21 protein-coding genes are annotated in these 16,860 nt (G+C 62.8%); 12 read left to right on the forward strand and 9 right to left on the reverse strand.

Annotated features, from left to right (window positions below; all coding sequences use genetic code 11):
* The first annotated feature begins 206 nt into the window (after window positions 1-206).
* Complete coding sequence (locus AB3X98_RS03820; RefSeq protein ID WP_069263525.1) at window positions 207-515, forward strand: DUF4148 domain-containing protein; 309 nt, start codon at window positions 207-209, stop codon at window positions 513-515.
* A 143-nt stretch (window positions 516-658) separates the two neighbouring features.
* Here AB3X98_RS03820 and AB3X98_RS03825 read toward each other — a convergent pair whose 3' ends face one another.
* On the reverse strand, window positions 659-1,231 hold the full coding sequence (locus tag AB3X98_RS03825; protein WP_368602737.1) for an isochorismatase family cysteine hydrolase: 573 nt from the start codon (window positions 1,229-1,231) through the stop codon (window positions 659-661).
* Between the two features lie 196 nt (window positions 1,232-1,427).
* Between AB3X98_RS03825 and AB3X98_RS03830 the strand changes: the two genes are divergently transcribed.
* From AB3X98_RS03830 to AB3X98_RS03840, 3 genes are all read left to right on the forward strand, one after another.
* A complete protein-coding gene (locus AB3X98_RS03830) occupies window positions 1,428-1,853 on the forward strand; it encodes a glutathione S-transferase family protein (RefSeq protein WP_368602736.1) in 426 nt (141 codons plus the stop codon).
* A 218-nt stretch (window positions 1,854-2,071) separates the two neighbouring features.
* Window positions 2,072-3,028, forward strand: coding sequence for an alpha/beta hydrolase family protein (locus AB3X98_RS03835; protein ID WP_368602735.1), 957 nt, complete (start codon window positions 2,072-2,074; stop codon window positions 3,026-3,028).
* Between the two features lie 292 nt (window positions 3,029-3,320).
* Entirely contained in the window at window positions 3,321-4,223 is a 903-nt protein-coding gene (locus AB3X98_RS03840) for a DMT family transporter (protein WP_342949782.1), read from the forward strand.
* 49 nt (window positions 4,224-4,272) lie between these two features.
* Here the strand turns inward: AB3X98_RS03840 and AB3X98_RS03845 are convergent, their stop codons facing one another.
* The 3 genes from AB3X98_RS03845 to gcvA form a co-directional block, all read right to left on the reverse strand.
* Window positions 4,273-5,655 carry an MFS transporter gene (locus AB3X98_RS03845; RefSeq protein WP_368602734.1) on the reverse strand — a complete coding sequence of 461 codons (1,383 nt, stop codon included), beginning with the start codon at window positions 5,653-5,655 and terminating at the stop codon, window positions 4,273-4,275.
* 34 nt (window positions 5,656-5,689) lie between these two features.
* Window positions 5,690-6,001, reverse strand: a complete 312-nt coding sequence (locus AB3X98_RS03850) for a winged helix-turn-helix transcriptional regulator (RefSeq protein ID WP_256094589.1) — start codon at window positions 5,999-6,001, stop codon at window positions 5,690-5,692.
* Between the two features lie 130 nt (window positions 6,002-6,131).
* A complete protein-coding gene (gene gcvA / locus AB3X98_RS03855; protein ID WP_368602733.1) occupies window positions 6,132-7,031 on the reverse strand; it encodes a transcriptional regulator GcvA in 900 nt (299 codons plus the stop codon).
* A 145-nt stretch (window positions 7,032-7,176) separates the two neighbouring features.
* Here gcvA and AB3X98_RS03860 point away from each other — a divergent pair, with 145 nt between their 5' ends.
* On the forward strand, window positions 7,177-8,460 hold the full coding sequence (locus AB3X98_RS03860) for an adenylosuccinate synthase (protein ID WP_368602732.1): 1,284 nt from the start codon (window positions 7,177-7,179) through the stop codon (window positions 8,458-8,460).
* A gap of 15 nt (window positions 8,461-8,475) precedes the next feature.
* Here AB3X98_RS03860 and AB3X98_RS03865 read toward each other — a convergent pair whose 3' ends face one another.
* From AB3X98_RS03865 to AB3X98_RS03875, 3 genes are all read right to left on the reverse strand, one after another.
* A complete protein-coding gene (locus AB3X98_RS03865; RefSeq protein WP_368602731.1) occupies window positions 8,476-8,886 on the reverse strand; it encodes a VOC family protein in 411 nt (136 codons plus the stop codon).
* A 58-nt stretch (window positions 8,887-8,944) separates the two neighbouring features.
* Window positions 8,945-9,160 carry a DUF3820 family protein gene (locus AB3X98_RS03870; RefSeq protein WP_069263529.1) on the reverse strand — a complete coding sequence of 72 codons (216 nt, stop codon included), beginning with the start codon at window positions 9,158-9,160 and terminating at the stop codon, window positions 8,945-8,947.
* A 129-nt stretch (window positions 9,161-9,289) separates the two neighbouring features.
* Complete coding sequence (locus AB3X98_RS03875; RefSeq protein WP_368602730.1) at window positions 9,290-9,913, reverse strand: glutathione S-transferase family protein; 624 nt, start codon at window positions 9,911-9,913, stop codon at window positions 9,290-9,292.
* 174 nt (window positions 9,914-10,087) lie between these two features.
* On the opposite strand from AB3X98_RS03875, the gene AB3X98_RS03880 reads away from it, so the two are divergent.
* Window positions 10,088-10,747, forward strand: a complete 660-nt coding sequence (locus AB3X98_RS03880) for a glutathione S-transferase family protein (protein WP_368602729.1) — start codon at window positions 10,088-10,090, stop codon at window positions 10,745-10,747.
* 95 nt (window positions 10,748-10,842) lie between these two features.
* On the opposite strand, the gene AB3X98_RS03885 is transcribed toward AB3X98_RS03880, so the two are convergent.
* A complete protein-coding gene (locus AB3X98_RS03885) occupies window positions 10,843-11,031 on the reverse strand; it encodes a hypothetical protein (protein WP_368602728.1) in 189 nt (62 codons plus the stop codon).
* Window positions 11,032-11,098: 67 nt separating this feature from the next.
* Window positions 11,099-11,731 (reverse strand): ABATE domain-containing protein, encoded by a 633-nt coding sequence (locus AB3X98_RS03890; protein ID WP_342948600.1) that lies wholly within the window; start codon window positions 11,729-11,731, stop codon window positions 11,099-11,101.
* 171 nt (window positions 11,732-11,902) lie between these two features.
* On the opposite strand from AB3X98_RS03890, the gene AB3X98_RS03895 reads away from it, so the two are divergent.
* The 6 genes from AB3X98_RS03895 (at window position 11,903) to AB3X98_RS03920 (ending at window position 16,791) form a co-directional block, all read left to right on the forward strand.
* Window positions 11,903-12,754, forward strand: coding sequence for an alpha/beta fold hydrolase (locus AB3X98_RS03895; RefSeq protein ID WP_368602727.1), 852 nt, complete (start codon window positions 11,903-11,905; stop codon window positions 12,752-12,754).
* A 242-nt stretch (window positions 12,755-12,996) separates the two neighbouring features.
* Entirely contained in the window at window positions 12,997-14,172 is a 1,176-nt protein-coding gene (locus AB3X98_RS03900) for a porin (RefSeq protein ID WP_342948602.1), read from the forward strand.
* A 290-nt stretch (window positions 14,173-14,462) separates the two neighbouring features.
* A complete protein-coding gene (locus tag AB3X98_RS03905) occupies window positions 14,463-14,936 on the forward strand; it encodes a glycine zipper family protein (RefSeq protein WP_342948603.1) in 474 nt (157 codons plus the stop codon).
* Between the two features lie 189 nt (window positions 14,937-15,125).
* Window positions 15,126-15,704: a YSC84-related protein gene (locus tag AB3X98_RS03910; RefSeq protein WP_368602726.1), complete on the forward strand. Its 579-nt coding sequence runs from the start codon at window positions 15,126-15,128 to the stop codon at window positions 15,702-15,704.
* Window positions 15,705-15,716: 12 nt separating this feature from the next.
* Window positions 15,717-16,307, forward strand: coding sequence for a hypothetical protein (locus AB3X98_RS03915; protein WP_342948604.1), 591 nt, complete (start codon window positions 15,717-15,719; stop codon window positions 16,305-16,307).
* A gap of 97 nt (window positions 16,308-16,404) precedes the next feature.
* Complete coding sequence (locus AB3X98_RS03920; RefSeq protein WP_342948605.1) at window positions 16,405-16,791, forward strand: response regulator; 387 nt, start codon at window positions 16,405-16,407, stop codon at window positions 16,789-16,791.
* Window positions 16,792-16,860 lie beyond the last annotated feature (69 nt).

The raw sequence follows: 16,860 nt of genomic DNA on the forward strand, positions 1-16,860 counted from the left end.
GCATACAGTCTTATCTACCCAACGCCGACGCTCTGTCGCCGGGCGTTTGCCGAAGCCGTGCAGCAGCAAGCGCATGGCGATGCGAGCCTGCGCGACGCTCGCTGTCGCAGCGCTCGAGCGCCGATAGTTTGCATATGTTCAACCCAGTCGTGCTCAAGGCAAGGAGGTTCGCCTTGAGCAAGATCTCGTTCGTTGCAGGAGGAATCATGAAATACCTTGCTCAAACTGTCGTTATCCTTACTATCGCGGCTGCTCCGGTGCTCTCGCTCGCACAGTCGAACGGCCCCGTGACAACTGAACAAGTTCGCGCCGAACTCGTCCAGCTCGAACAGGCTGGCTATCACGTCGGTGACGGCGACAATGCAAGCTATCCAGCCGATATCCAGGCTGCCGAAGCGCGCGTGGCTGCGCAGAACGGCGGGAGCAGTTACGGCGGGATGGTCAGCGGATCGTCAGCGTCTGGCGCGCCCGCGGCGGCCATTCCCGGTTTGAAGCCGGTTTACTTCGGTCAGTAAGACAGTGCGTCGACGCACTGTCCTGAGTGGTCTCACAGCACGTCGCACCAATGCATCACACGTTACGCGAAAGCCCCTCTTCCGAATCGAGAGGGGCTTTTTGATTGCTTCGCGTGGTTTGGGGGAGAGAAGGCGAGGATCATCTAGGCGAGCAGCAGCAAGGCATCCGCGAGCGAGAGTACCGTGGTGCGCGAATCGAATGCGGTGGAGAACAGGTGTTCATGTACCACCGGATCTGGGTCATAGCAGCAATCCTTGACCGTATACAGGCGGTAGTCCGCGTCGCTCGCATACGCGACCGACGACAGCACAACACCGGTCGATGCGATGCCGACCATAATCAGCGAATCGACACCTTGTGCGAGAAGTCGTGCCTGCAAGTCGGTGCCGAAGAACACGCTGGCCCGGTGTGCAACGATGACGGGTTCGCAAGCCTGCCGCCCTAACTCCGGCGGGATATGGTCGTCGACAAAGAGACCGAGTTGCTTGATTCCCTGCCCATTCTTGTTCAATGGGCTGACTTCCGGATAGCCCGGGCTGAAGCGGAGGTTGGCGAAATAAACGCTGACGCCTTTGGTTCGCGCCGCGTCGCAGAGCTTGCGCGTATTGGCAAGCAAGGCCGGCGCGACCGATGGGAAGAGCCCGAGAATGTCGGTCTGATAGTGCATGACGAGAAGCGCGGTTTGGGCCGGCGCGATTGGCGGAATCGACTCCATTCACAGTTCTCCTGTCTTTCGACACGCGGTTCATATTCACAACGCGAGAACGTCGAACGCGGAGAAGCGTGTGTTGCGAACGCGACGTTCCACTGCCGTGCAAATAGTACTTTATGTTGTCGCGCATGGTTAGCCATGCAGACGAAGTATCGTCTGCATGTCGGTTTGAGTCGGTCCGCATTTTCGCCCGCAACAATTGCCGCCCCTGTCTGAGGGGACCGCCTTCCTGCCTTCTGAGCGATTCGGGCGCGCCAAGGTTGCTCAATGGCTCAGCTTCGAGCAGTACTACATCGAACCGGTCATCGGCTCCTTGCGTTTCTGGACATTGACGGGGCGGTTAAAGCGTAATGCTGCGATGGTCCCAGACAAACAGGAGACCGCCACGAAGGCGCTGCGAGCCCTCGATCGGTCCCTGACGGATGCGACCTTCCTGGTCGGTGACGGCCTGTCCATTGCCGACATATCGATCTACGCATATACCCACCTGGCAGGCGATATCGGTATCGACCTGCCAGCCTACCGTGCACTCGCTGCCTGGCTGTCGCGCGTCGCTGCCGAGATTGGTCCCAACACTCCCGTGCATCCTTACACCATCGATCCGCACGCCATCGTGCGTGACTAGAGGGCGCGCGAAGTTGCGAGCTGACGAATCGCGCGTCCAGCGATTGAGCGTTTGGTCTGCTTGGGAAATCGGACACCTGAGCGACCGCATCATCCGAAATCCCGCCGTTGGCGCACGGGGATAAAATCAGGATCCGACCGAATTCGACCTTCGAGCCGTTTCGCAGTGATACCGCCGATCAGGATATTGGAAGCAGACAACTCGCCTCGCAAACCCACATGAAAACGTCCATATTGGCCGTTCTGTTGTGCCTGTCTACGGCAATTGCACACGCCGCGGGAATAAAGTTCGCGCAGATTCCGGCTGATGCCGCCGGTCCGGCGTTAAAAGCGATCGTGTGGACACCGTGTGCTGAGCCTGCCCAGGAGGTGCCGATCGGTCCATATGTCCTGAAGGGGCGGCGCGACTGTCCGACCGTTGGCGAAAAGCTTCCCCTCGTGGTCATTTCGCACGGCTATGGCGGATCGTACCTTGGCCACAGAGACCTTGCCGAGACGCTGGCCGAGGCGGGCTTTGTCGTGGCGGCAATCAATCATCCAGGCGATACATTCTCTGACATGACCCGGGCCGACGATATGTCTGTGTTCGTCGAGCGACCGACCGACATCAAGCGTCTTATCGATTACATGTTGAGCACCGCCCCCGACGCAGCCAGAATCGACCCGCAACGGATAGGCTTTTTTGGCTTTTCGCGCGGCGGCTACACGGGCCTGGTGTTGGCCGGCGGCAACCCGGATTTCCCGCACGCCGATATTACGTGCCCGGACCCGGGCGCCCCGATTTGCAAACAGGTTCGAAGTGGAGTGGTGTCCACCGAACACCTGACGCATGACGCACGGATCAAAGCCTTTGTGCTGGCGGACCCGTTCAATGCATTCCCAACCGCGGCGAGCCTGAAGAATGTGCAAGCGCCCATTCAGCTTTGGGCTTCCCAGTTCGGTGGCGCCGGCGTGCTGCCGCGCAACGCCGACGCACTCGCCAGGACCCTTCCTCACAGGCCTGAATATCACATTGTTTCCAGCGCGGCGCATTTTGCTTTTCTTGCTCCGTGTCCTGCGGCAATGAAGAACAATGAGCCGGACCTCTGCGCCGATGCGAACGGCTTCAACCGGATAGTCTTTCACAAGCAGTTTGACGAAATGGTGCTCACGTTTTTTCAAGCGAATCTTCGGTAGATCCCAGCATGGTCCGGCGGACCGCACGTACCGGATGAGGCCGGCAGCGAGCGTCCATTGCACCTTGATAGTTGCCGTTCGCGCGTGCTGGCAACCAGAACGCGCCGGCCGCATACAAACTCGCAACGCGCCGCGATATACGTTGCGATGCCGTTCGAGCTGGCGCAGCCTTAAATGCAACTGTTCGGCCATTGCCACCTGCCTGTCCGTTCAAGTCGCGGTCGGCCACTTTCGCCATTTCGACGCAGGCCATATGCGACGATGCCAATACTCACCACATCTGCGCCTCGCCATGCCATCATCCAGCGCCACACGAACGACATCGCTTGCGCTGAACAGCGTGGCCACCATACTGGCTTCGATGTTTTGCTTCGCTGTAGTGGATGCACTGGCGAAGACAGTCGCGCTGCAATATCCAGCAAATGAAGTCACCTTCTTCCGGATGCTCTTCGGTCTGGTGCCGGCAGTCGCGATGTGCTGCCGTGGGCGTCTTTCGATAACTGAGCGCCTGGCCAACATCGACATCAAAGGGCAGACTGCACGTGCGCTGACGCTCCTCGGCGCCTCAGGACTTTTCTTTGCCGGCTTGCCTTACGTCCCATTGGGAGAAGCGGTTGCACTCGCGTATTCGGAAACGCTAATCGTCATCCTGCTCGCGCCTTTGGTTTTGCGAGAGCGATTGACGGGAAGTGGAGTCGCCGCGGCGCTCGTCGGATTCTGCGGTGTGCTGCTCGTGGTGCGCCCGGGTGGCGGTCAGTCGAGCTGGCTCGGTCCAGTGTTCCTTCTCCTCAGTGCTTTCTTCGGCGCGCTGTCCATCGTCCAGATCAAACGCATACGATCTACCGACGACTCGGTGACGACGGTTCTGTTTTTCACCCTCGTAGGGACGGTCGTTACCGGTCTTACTGTCGTGTTCAACTGGCGCACCCCATCTGTGAAGGCGCTCTTGATCATGGCACTTCTTGGCGCGTTCGCGACCGCAGGTCAGATCTTGATGACGGTCGCTTTTCGCCAGGCGGACGTCGGGAAGCTCGCACCGTATAACTACACGAGCATCGTCTGGGCGGCGCTATTCGGTTACGTCATCTGGGGCGAGATGCTTCAGCCGCTGTCACTGGTGGGAATTGCACTCATCGTCGGCAGCGCCATTTCGGTCTCGGTCAGCCGGAAAGACAAGGAAGGACCGCTCGCCTGACGTGTCATCCGCCGGCGTTCGGCCGGGAGGTATGACGTAGGGTAGACACTCAACGCTGCCGATGGAGACTTTCGTTGACCGCATGCGAGCCATCGGCAAAGCCACCATCCTCGGACACCTCACCGGTATCGACGGTCTCCGGTGCCGCGCCCGTTTCTGCAGGCGGCAGCGGTCCGGCCGCGTCGTCGCCGAGCAAGGGGCGCTCGGGGTGCACGAACAGCCATAGCAGCGCACCGCAGGCGGCCGCCGCGCCGATCACGATCATGCCGCTTGCCCAGCTGTGCGTCACCTTGACGATCAACGCCAGCGTCATGGGGCCCGCGACGTTCGAGAGGGCGCCCCACACGTTCGTCCAGCCCGACATGACACCGGCGAACGCGCGCCCGAGATCCTGCGTGGCCGACCACACGACCACCTGCACGAATCCCACCGCGGCAAAAGAGAGGCACAGCAAGCCGATGACCATCGCCATCGATTCCGCGCGCGAGGCCGCCGTCAATGCGAGCGCGCTCACGACGAATCCGGTCATTGCAACGGGCGTGCGCGCCCGATAGATCGAGCCGGTTTTTCGAAGCAGCCAGTCGCTGAATGCCCCCGCGACGAATACCGCCACGAACACGGCAACCCAGGGCAACGACGCGTACAGACCCATCGCCTTGAGCGATAGCCCGCGCGCACGCATGAGATAGGTCGGCAGCCACGTCGTGTAGAAGCTCTGGATCAGCACCAGCAGGAAGTACTGGACACCGAAGATCCAGAAGCGCGGCTGCTTCAGGCAGCGCCTGAGCGCACCCCTGGCTGCCACGCGCTCGGGTGGCTGGCCGGCGGCGATGTACTCGACTTCCGCCTTTGTGATGAGTGGGTGCGCCGCCGGCGTGTCGCGGTAGCCGAACCACCAGATCGCGCCGAGCAGCAGGCCCAGCGCGCCGAATCCGAAGAAAACGGCGTGCCAGCCGAACCGGGCGATGGTCCACGCCGTGAGCGGCGCCGAAACGATCGGGCCAAGATAGAGCCCGGCGAGCAGCAGGGCATTGCCTTTCGCACGCTCGCTGGCCGGAACCCAGCGCTTGAGCGCGACGACACTGCTCGACCAGTCCGCAGACTGCGCCCCGCCCAGCACGAGGCGGCATCCGAAGAGCCAGGCGAACGAGGTGCCCAGCGGCGTGGCGAGCATCATGAGCGACCAGAGCGTGCTCGTGCCGAACAGCACCTTGCGCGACCCGAAGCGCTCGGCAGCACGGCCGGCCGGTATCTGCCCGATTGCATACGCCCAGAAGTAGATCGTGAGAATCATCGACATCTCGACGATCGACAGGCCCAGTTCATTCTGGATCGTCGGGGCCGCGACAGCCATGGCCGTGCGGTCGAGCGTCATCACGAACGTCAGTGGCGCAACGAGCATTGCCACGATCTTCCAGCGGAGATGGTTCACGGTGTGCAACATCCCTTGTATGAAAAACCGCGAATTACGCCTCGCGGTCGGCGTGATCGGGATCGGCGGCGTCGAACCCTTGCGGATCGCGCTCGGCCCACTGATGCGCCCAGGCCAGCAGCGGCTGCAATGCGGCCAGGAGCTTCCTGCCTTCGGCTGTCATGCGGTAACCGCCATCGCCATGCGCGACGAGACCGGACGCCCGCAATTCCGCGAGCCGCGTATTGAGCAGGCGGGCATTGGTGTCGCACGCTTCCTGGAGTGCGCGAAACGTCAGCGCCTCGCCGCGAAGTTCCCACAGTATCCGCAGTGCGGTACGCCGCCCGAGCAGGTCCAGCACGACCATGATTGGCCGTCCGGTGGTCGAGCCGCGTACAGGTTGTCCTGGCCGTGGAATTTTCATGCTTTACTTTTTAAAGCATCGAGTCCGCACTGTCAACCGGCGACCGCGGAGCAGGCGCTGCGCCAATCCGGCGCTACGCGCGATGTGAAAAGCGCTGGCCGAGTTCGCGCAACCAGGCCAGAAAGGTGTTGATCGCAGGATCGTCGAGGCGTGCTTCGCGGACATAGCTGCAATAGCGCCATGCCGGCAGGGCGGGGCCGTCGAACGGGAAGACGAGACGGCCCTCTTTGACGTCGAGCGCGACGAGCGCGGTAGGTCCCATTGCGATCCCCAGGCCGTCGATGGCGGCTTGCAGGGTCAAATAAAAGTGATCGAGTTGCTGGGAATGGCGCGTGGCAAGCCCGGGGTGGCCGCTCGCGGCAAGCCATTCCGCCCAAAGGCCGGGATAGGTCGCCGTGTGAAGCAGGGTGTGGTGCGCGAGGTCCGAAACACGGCGTATCGGATGAGACTCCAGTACCTTGGGCGAGCACACCGGGAGCCGGACTTCCGATAAAAACTCCTTGACCGCATAGCCCGCCGATTTTTGCTCGCTGCCGCGAATCGCCACGTCGCATTCGTCGCCGAGCTTTTCGATTGGCTCGTCCGAAGTCGTCAGCCGGACCTCCACTGCCGGATGGGTCAGCTGGAAGCTGGAAAGTTGCGGCAATAGCCAGCGCAACGCGAACGTCGTCGGCGCGTTAACCCTCACGATCTGCGCGCGCGTGGCCCGAAGCTGCTCACTGGTGGCCAGCGCGATGCGATCCAGCGCCGCCGATACCTCGGCCAGGTACGCGCGCCCCGATGCAGTCAAGACGACCCTGCGGCCGCGACGCTCGAACAGGTCGAGCCCAAGCCAGTCCTCCAGTTGCCGAACCTGTCGACTAACGGCCCCGTGTGTGACGCAAAGCTCCTCGGCCGCCACGGAAAAACTCTCCGCGCGGGCGGCGGCTTCGAATACGCGCAGGGCGTTCAACGGCGGCAGACGACGCGACATCGACCGGGTTCCTATGTGACTTTTTCTGACAAGTCCCGTGAGTTTACATCGCTTTTCGTGGCACCAGTGTCGCCTTATATTGAGCCTCCTTTGCAGCAGCTCCGGTTCTGGATCTGTTCGATTAACTCACCAGGGAGAATCTCGCATGTCGAATGTCGTCGTGGTCGGCGCGCAGTGGGGCGATGAGGGAAAGGGCCGGATCGTCGACTGGCTCGCGGAGAAGGCGGATATCGTCGTCCGTTACAACGGTGGCCACAACGCCGGTCACACGCTCGTGGTGGACGGCCGGACCTACAAGCTGGCGCTGCTGCCCAGCGGCGTCGTGCGGGGGAAGCTAGGCCTGATCGGCAATGGCGTCGCGCTCGATCCCGAGGCGCTGCTCGCGGAGATCGACCGCATGGCGGCGCTGGGTATCCGCGTCACGCCGGAGGTGTTGCAGATCGCCGAGACGGCCGCGCTGGTGCTGCCGGTGCATCGCGCGCTCGACGCTGCCCAGGAACGGATGCGTGCGAAGCCGCTCGGCACCACCTTGCGCGGCATTGGGCCGGCGTACGAGGATAAGGTTGGGCGCCGCGGCCTGCGCGTGTGCGACCTGGCCGAACCGGACCTGCTGGCCGAGAAGCTCGACGTTCTGCTCGAGCACCACAACGCCTGGCTTCGCGGCTCGGGCCAGGCGCCATTCCCGCGCGAGCCGATGCTGAGCGGCCTGCTTGCCATGGCGCCGCGCATCCTGCCGTTCGTGGGCCGCGTCTGGGAACAGCTCGACCACGCCCATTCGTCGGGCAAGCGCGTCGTGTTCGAAGGCTCGCAGGCGATCATGCTCGACGTGGATTGGGGCAGCTACCCCTATGTGACGTCGTCGAGCACCATCGCCGCGGGCGCGGCCAGCGGGACCGGCATCGCGCCTTCGCAACTGGGGCGGGTGCTTGGCGTCAGCAAGGTCTATGCGACGCGCGTCGGCGAAGGCCCGTTCACGTCGGAACTGGACGGCGCGCTCGGCGACGTGCTCCGGCAGCGCGGCGGCGAGTACGGGGTCAACACCGGCCGCCCGCGACGCTGCGGCTGGCTGGACACCGTGCAGCTGCGTCAAAGCTGCAAGGTCGCAGGCATCAACCAGCTCGCGCTGACCAAGCTCGATGTGCTCGATGGCTTCGAGTCGGTGCAGCTCTGTGTGGGCTACATGCTCGATGGGGCGCGCATCGACTACATGCCATCCACGAACGCCGAGCAGCAGCGTCTGCAGCCGGTTCTCAGGCGCTTCGACGGCTGGGCCGGTTCGACCCGGGGCGTGCGCTCCTATGGCGACCTGCCGCCACAGGCAGCGGCGCTGATCGAAGCGATCCAGAACGAAGTCGGCGTGCCCGCGGCGATGGTCACCACCGGCCCTGAACGCGACGATGCGATTGTCCTGCAATCCCCATTCGCGTAATGCCCGAATATCGGCCTAACCTTCGCTGTCCATCCTTGAACGGACCTCGGCGGCGGAAAGGTCGCGCTGATGGGTGGCAATCTGCCAGGTGTTTCCCCACGGATCTCTGACCATCGCGCGCCTGTCGCCATATGGCAGATCGGCAGGAATCTCGAGCGAGACCGCATTCGCCGCGATCGCTCGCTGGTAGGTCGAATCGGTGTCCTGAACGTAGACGTACAGAAATGCCGGCATCGGCTCGCGAAGACCGTCTGCGCCGCTAACCATCACGACGGAATCGCCGATCCTGATCTCGGCAGGCAACCCATGGCGAAATGCGCCTTGTGCCTGAAACACCGTCTTGATGAAGGCGACCAGGTTCTCCGCATCGCGTACGACAATTCGGGGCGTAACGGTGTGCCATCCATCGGGCTGAAAATTGGCCATGTCGGGCAGCCTCGCAAGAGATTCGCCCGGGCATTCTGCGCCGGGTGCCCGATTGGCGCTAGCCGCGTTTGCGCAGCGGCTCGAGCAAGCCCTTCAGGCCGTTATGGTCCAGTTCCTGCATCAGCGCGAGCAGCCGGCCGATCTCGCCCGGCGGGAACCCTTCGCGGGCGAACCAGTTGAGGTAATGCCCCGGCAGGTCGGCGATGAGCCGGCCCTTGTATTTGCCGAAGGGCATGGCGAAGGTGACGAGGCGTTCGAGGTCTTGGGCTTGCATGACGGTATTGTGCACGGCCTGGCGTTCGCGCGCGAATGCTACGAATGCAAACGTGGCAGGCGCTGTCGGCATCGACTGACTTCGCTGCCTGAATTTCCTGGCAATTTGACCCGCGGCCCGCGCCGTTCCTCACGGCGTCCCGTTCGCGCAATGCACTGCAAACCCGAGCCGTTCGGCAAGCCGTTCGAAATATGCAGCAACAGCCGGCAAATGCGGATGCTCGAACGGCGTGCCGAACCAGCGGTTCACCGACAATCCAATGGGAATATCGGCAAGCGAGAATTGCGCGCCGGCGACGAACGCGCCGGTCGCCTGCAGCCGCGCGTCGAGAACGCGCATATGCCGGGTCCAGCTCTCGATGGAAAGGGCAATTTCGCCGGCCGCCTGGTGAGCCGGCGACGCTCTGACCAAGGCGAGAAATGCATAGCTCCACGAACGGTTCAGGTCGGTCGCCTGCCAGTCCATCCATTGATCGACGCGAGCCCGCTCGCACGCATCGGCAGGATAGAGATGCGCGCCGCCATAGCGGGACGCCAGATAGCGGATGATGGTGTTCGACTCCCACAGCACGAAATCGCCGTCCCTGATGACCGGCACGAGCGCGTTGGGATTCAATGCGAGGAACTCCGGCGTATGCGTCGAGCGAAAGCCCGAGCCCCAATCCTCGCGCTCGAAGGGCAGGTTTAATTCGACACAGGTCCAGAGCACCTTGCGAACGTTGATGGACGATGCCTTGCCGAGGATGTTGAGCATATCGAAAGGAAAGAAGAGGGAGCCGCGCCCGTGCACGATACGTCATGCATGTGGCCGCGGCCATGTACAGTTCCCCGAACATGCGCCGCTGCAGTTCCCGGCAACGCTTGCAATCCGCACGCAACCGGTGCATGGTTCAACGACTTTCCCCGGCTCGAACCAGGAGACTCGACGATGCCGCTCGCGCTATATGGTCATCCGTTTTCCTCGTACACGCAGAAAGTGCTCATCGCGCTGTATGAGAACGACACACCTTTCGAGTTCCGCGGCGTCGGTCCGGATTCCCCCGAGCATACGGCGCAGTGGCTGCGACGCTGGCCGCTGCGCAAGTTTCCGGTGCTCGTGGACGGCGAGCGCAACGTTGCGGAAACCAGCATCATCATCGAATACCTGCAGCTCGCGCATCCCGGGCCGGTGCGCCTGCTGCCTGCCGATCCCGTGTCCGCGCTCGACGTGCGCTTTCTGGACCGCTTCTTCGACCTGCATGTCATGACGCCCGTGCAGCGCGCCGTGGATGGCGCGTTGACCGGCGATCCGGCGCGGCGCGACGAAGGGCGCGCCTTTGCCGAGGAAAAACTCGAGCTCGCTTATGCATGGCTCGAAGGCCACCTCGCGGGCAAGACGTGGGCAGCGGGCGAGGACTATACGATGGCGGACTGCGCCGGGTCTTCATCGCTTTTCTATGCTGACTGGACGCATCGCGTCGCCCCGACCTATCCCGTCCTGCGCGCCTATCGCGAGCGCCTGCTCGCGCGGCCTTCGTTCGCGCGGGCCGTGAACGAGGCGCGGCCATATCGTCCGCTCTTTCCGCTCGGCGCACCGGATCGCGATTGAAGCGATTCGTTCAGGGATGCGAAGTAAGCGCGGCACCATTGTGAAAGAGGCTTGCACGATGCCATGCAAGCCTCTTTCGTGTTACAGACACTAGATCAACCCACCGAAGGCTCACCTTCGCCGGACTGCTTGCCCGGGCGGTCGGCTGGCGACTGCTTGCGCGACTTGTCATCGCGCTCGGGCATGGCGCTGCGCTGGTCGTCGCTGTGCTCGGTGTGTTTCTGCTGGTTTTCGTTCGCTTTGCTGGCGCCCTGTTCATGGCGCTTCGGGTTGCTGGCGGTCATCGTTCCTCTCCCATTCCGGTAGGTCCGCCAGATCCCGCAAGGCTCGCGCCCGGCGCGCGAATACGTTCTACGCGCTTTCACGCTCCTTGAGCCGTTTGCGGTGCGCGGCCACTTTGGCGCGATTCCCGCAGATCGCCATGCTGCACCAGCGGCGCGCGTGCCCGCGCGTGTGGTCGGCGAACAGGAGGGTGCATTTCGGGCCTTCGCAGGCTTTCACGTGCGTGAAGTCCTGCTCGCCGACGAGTTTCGCCAGCGCCTCGGCAATGGGCATCAAGAGCGATTCCGGCGTTTTCCAGCGGCGACTCACGCGGTATTCGAACGTCGCCGCGCCGTCACTGCCGACCGCAACGACTTCGCCATAGCGGTCGTCACGCGCGAGCAGATCGTTGAGCGGCGCGAGTTCGCCCAGATCGGCGGCGGCGAGCGGCCGGCCTTTTCTGTCTCGCACGAAGGACCTGAACCATTCACGTAGCGCGCGCGCCTCGCCCGCGACGGTGTCGAACCCGGCCGCGGTGAACTGCGCGCGCAGCGCAGCAAGCGCCGGCGCGGGGACCATGCCCGCCTGTGCGAGCCAGGACAGCAAACCTTCGCCGTCGGCGATCCAGTCGATGGGAACGTCCACCGGTGTGGCAACCGAGTTCAGGAAGTCGAGCCCAGGCGCGTCGGCCACGAATATCGCCGGTATGGGGCGGTAGTCCATTTTCTTGCTGCAAAAGGGTAATCAGGGTGCATTCAGTGTAACCGTCAAAATCGTTCTTGACAAGTTACATCACGGATTAGTAACCTCTAAAACACGACCAACACGGTTACATAAGGAGCGAAGCATGTCTCACGGTAAAGCGAGCTTTTCCGTTCATCTCTGGAGGAACCCATGACTGCCATTGCCTACCGCCGCGCCGATGTCGACGGCTACAACGTGTTCTACCGGGAAGCCGGGCGCGTCGGCGCGCCGAAGCTCCTGCTGTTGCACGGCTTTCCGAGCGCCGGCCACATGTTCCGCGACCTCATTCCGAAGCTGGCCGGCCGCTTTCATATCGTCGCGCCGGATCTGCCGGGCTTCGGTCAATCGGACTTGCCGGACCGAGAGGAATTCGCATACACGTTCGAGAATATTGCGAAGGTGATGGCGCGCTTCACCGAGCGCATCGGCTTCGACCGGTTCGCGGTGTACGTATTCGACTACGGCGCGCCCACGGGCTTTCGCCTCGCGCTTGCGCATCCCGAGCGCATCACGGCGATCATTTCGCAAAACGGCAACGCCTACGAGGAAGGCCTGAGTGACGGCTGGAATCCGATTCGCGCTTACTGGCAGGACGCGTCGCCGGCCAACCGAGAGGCACTGCGTGCGCTGCTCTCGCGCGAAGCGACGATCTGGCAATACACGCACGGCGTGCCCGATGCGTCGGCGGTGTCGCCGGACGGCTATTCGCTCGATGACTACTATATGAACCGCCCCGGCGCGCACGAGATCCAGCTCGACTTGTTCCGCGACTACCGGAACAACGTTGCGCTCTACCCTGAATTTCAGGCGTATTTCCGCACGCATCGGCCGCCGTTTCTCGCCGTGTGGGGTAAGAACGATCCGTTCTTCCTGCCGCCCGGCGCGCAGGCGTACAAGCGCGACTTGCCGCTAGCCGTGGTGCGCTTTTTCGACACCGGCCACTTCGCGCTGGAAACGCACGCCGACGAGATTGCCACCGCGATCAGGGAATTTCTCGAATGATGGGGACTCCTGATTGTTTGTGCGAAACGAACATCGGCCCGATGAGCGAAGGGCTTCGGGGCATTTGCAAACATGGCGGTTTTAATGCTTTAGTTAAGCTGCGGTTACACAGCCATGGCCTTCATTCATGTTGCATTGGATGTCTTGTGCCGACAACGGCACCAATTTCACGCTGAGGTCGTTCCGGAGCAAGCGACTAATATAGGAATACCGATTACCCGGTGCGTGAAGGAGTTGCAAACATGAAAAAGCTTGCGCTTATGTTGCTTCCTGTTCCGCTCACCATGTTGGCTCCGGTCGCTCACGCGCAAAGCAGCGTTACCCTGTACGGCGTGATCGACGAAGCCTTTCAGTTCGTCCACAACGCCGACGCTCAGGGCAACAATCTGTATCGGATGCAAGGTGGCAATCTGCAAGGGTCCCGCTGGGGCTTGAAGGGAACGGAAGATCTGGGCGGCGGCCTGAAAGCGATCTTCCAACTGGAAAGCGGATTCGACATCAATAGCGGCAAGATGGGCAACTACAACGGCAATACCTTGCTATTTGGCCGTCAAGCCTTCGTAGGATTGACGCACCAGCAGTATGGAACGCTGACACTGGGTCGCCAGTACGACCCGGTCGTCGACATGGTCCAGCCGCTTACCGCAGACAATTACTGGGGCAGCACCTTCACCACGCCGGGCGACGTGGACAACAACGACAACAGCTCTCGTACGAACAATGCGATCAAGTATCTCTCGCCGCAATTCGCGGGCTTCCAGATCGAAGGCATGTATGCGTTCGGCGGCGTCGCGGGCGCGACAGGTTCGCAGCAGACCTGGTCGGCCGCGGCGAGCTATGTGACTGGCTCATTCAGCATCGCGGCGGGCTACGTCCGCATGACTAACGCCAACTCCACGATTCCTCGCACCGGTTGGACCAGCACCTCGGACGGCACCTTCGACGGCGGTTTTCAGAACCTCGCCTATGAAACCGCCAAGTGGGTCGGCATTGGTTCCGTTGCCCTGCAATACGTGGCCGGACCGTTTACGTTCGGCGGCCGGTATAGCAACGCGCAGTACAAGGCGGACTCGCAATCGCTTTTCCCATCCAACCAGCGCTACAACGTCGCTGCCGGTTTCGTGAACTACGCGGTTACGCCTGCGTCGCTCATCGGTATTGGCTATACGTGGACGCACAGCGCGGGCGACACCTCGGCGACCTATAACCAGGTCTCGCTGGGCGGCGACTACAACCTCTCCAAGCGTACCGACGTGTACCTCGTCGGCGCGTGGCAGCACGCCAACGGCACGCAGCGCGTACCGACCGCAACGGGTTCCATCCTGACCACCGCGGTCGCTTCCGTGGCGGACTATGGGCTGAACGGCAACTCGAGTTCGCAAATCATGGTGAGCCTCGGCATCCGCCACAAGTTCTGAGTCACTGCAGCCATTCTTCTACGCCCGCCGCACCGCATGGCCGTTCCGGCCGTGCGCCGGCGGGCGCTTCATGGCGCCTGCCTGTCCCTATGGGGGACGGTAGGACCATGGTCTGATTGTCTTCGCCGTGCCGCTCCCACATCATTGAACAGACCACTGCGCCGGTTGCACGGCGCGGTGTTCGTCCCGCATTCGGGCGTCGTGCCGAAGGCACGACTGTCATTGTCCAATCTCCCGCCGATAGCAGCAGGCGTAATCGGCGCGATCTCGCACGCGCTCAAGGAGTTGATATGGATACCTATATAAATTGTCGGACCGGCGCCCTGTGCGCCGCCGTGCTGCTTTTGATGAGTGCCGCGCAGGCAACGCCTATTGCGTATCCCGCGAAGGGGCAGAGCGCGCAGCAACAGCACTCGGACGAATCGGCATGCTACTCGTGGGCCAGGAGCAACACGGGCATTGACCCGAAACAGGTCGCGTCGACGCCACCGCCGCCTTCGGGGCCGGCTGTGGGCGGCGGCCAGCGTGTCCAGGGCGCGGCGCGCGGCGCGGCGGGCGGCGCGGTGATCGGCGCGATCACCGGCGATGCGGGCAGGGGCGCGGCAGTGGGCGCGGCGGCCGGCACGATGGTGGGCGGCTCACGCGCGCGGCAGGAACGGCGTGCCCAGCAGGCCAATGCGCAGCAACAGCAGCAGGGCGCGATCGACACGTTCAACCGCGCGTTTGCCGCGTGCATGCAAGGGCGCGGCTACACGGTGCAGTAGCGCCTGCGAAGCGCGTTGTGGTTTCGGGCGGCGTAAGACCAAGGTCCGATTTGTCCTGTGCGCGGCCTCTGAGACTATGTAACTGAACGATGACCAACGATGTGCGAGCAACGTCTCATTCTCGCGTGAGCTTTGATCCGCATGCGTGAGTGCCGTGTCCGGGCTGTAAAAACTGAATGGAGGACAACAATGAAGCGACGGATTTTTGTGCTTACGGCGGCGACCGCGGCTGGGCTCGCTGTTGCGGGTTGCAGCACGACCACGAGCAGTGGGACGAGCGGCGCGACCGACGCGGCAAAACGCCAGGAGATCGATGCGGCCGTGGACGGCACGATGTCCCGGCTGTTCTCGACCGTCCCGGGTTCGCAGGAACTCGTTTCCAAGTCGCAAGGTGTGCTGGTCTTTCCTTCGGTCGGCAAGGCAGCGTTCATTATTGGCGGCTCATACGGCCAGGGTGCGTTGCGCGTAGGTGGATCGACAGTCGGGTACTACAGCACGGCGGCCGCTTCGTTCGGTTTGCAGGCAGGGGTTCAGTCCACAGCCGTGATCTTTCTCTTCATGACGCAGGACTCGCTCGACAAGTTCCGCAACTCGAAGGGCTGGTCAGTTGGCGGCGATGTTGCCGTAGCGCTCGTCAAGGTCGGTGCGAATGGACAGATCGACACGCGAACCGCAACGGCGCCGGTGCAGGCGATCGTGATGACCAATACGGGCATCATGGCCGATGCGTCGGTCGCTGGCACGAAGGTGACGAAGCTCGATCTGTAACAGGAGGTCGCGATGTCGTACCTCAAATGGGTTGTTTCAGCCGTCATCGTTGCCGCGGCGCAGCTTGCCGCGGCTCAGGGCCAAACGACGGCCAACGTGACGCACGAGCCGGGCAAGGCAACCGTCACCGGCATGCACAAGGTGACGGCGACCATCACGAAGATCGACGCCGATACCCGCACCGTCACGCTCAAGCGTCACGACGGCAAGCTGGTCGAAGCCGAACTGGGACCGGAAGTCAGAAACTTCGATCAACTAAAGGTCGGCGATGTCGTGACGATGACCTATAAGGAATCACTCACGCTGAGCCTGAAGAAGGGAGGCGACGGCGAGACCTCGGTGCAGGAAACGCCGCAGGTCGAGCGTGCGGCTGCCGGCGAGAAGCCCGGCGGCATGGTGGGCCGTGAGGTGAAAGTCACGGCGAATGTCGTAGCGGTCGACACCAAGACGAAAACGGTCACCCTGATGGGCCCCGAAGGGGGAACGATGGATCTGCGGGTCGAGGATCCCCAGCAGCTTGCAAACGTGCAGGTCGGCGATCAGGTCGAGGCAGTGTATACGGAAGCGTTCGCCGTATCCGTCAAGCCTGCACCACACAAGTAAGTCGCGCATGGAGAAGCCGCTTGCGCTCAGGATGCCGGTCGGCGCGCACGGCGGCGCCGCTCTGGCTGTCCTCACCGGTAACCGAACGCTAAGTCAAATGAACACCGTGACACGATCCGTGGCCGTCGTCGACGACGAGGAGTCGGTCGGGCGAGCGATCCAGCGCCTGTTGAAGTCGGTCGGCATCGACTCCGACGTGTACACGAGCGGCGAGGCATTTCTCGACGCCCTGGCGGCCGCGGCGCCTCACGCGCCCGTGTGCGTGGTCCTCGATATCCAGATGCCCGGCATCAACGGTATCGAGGTACAGCGTCGGCTGGGTGGCACCGGCATCCAGTGCATCGTGATTACGGCGCACGACGATGCGCGCGTGCGCGAGCAGGCACAGGCAGCCGGCGCGGTTGCGTACCTGCGCAAGCCGTTCGACGACTCCGCGCTCATCGGCGCGGTCCATGCGGTGCTAGGCGTGCCGCCGCCGGGCTGACGCCCCGCATGCCGAATCGGTACAGCGACGATGAATCGACCACGCCACGACCGGATTCAGGGAGGCCCC

It is taken from the genome of Paraburkholderia sp. BR14312 (genome assembly GCF_040948675.1).
GTDB lineage: Bacteria > Pseudomonadota > Gammaproteobacteria > Burkholderiales > Burkholderiaceae > Paraburkholderia > Paraburkholderia nodosa_A.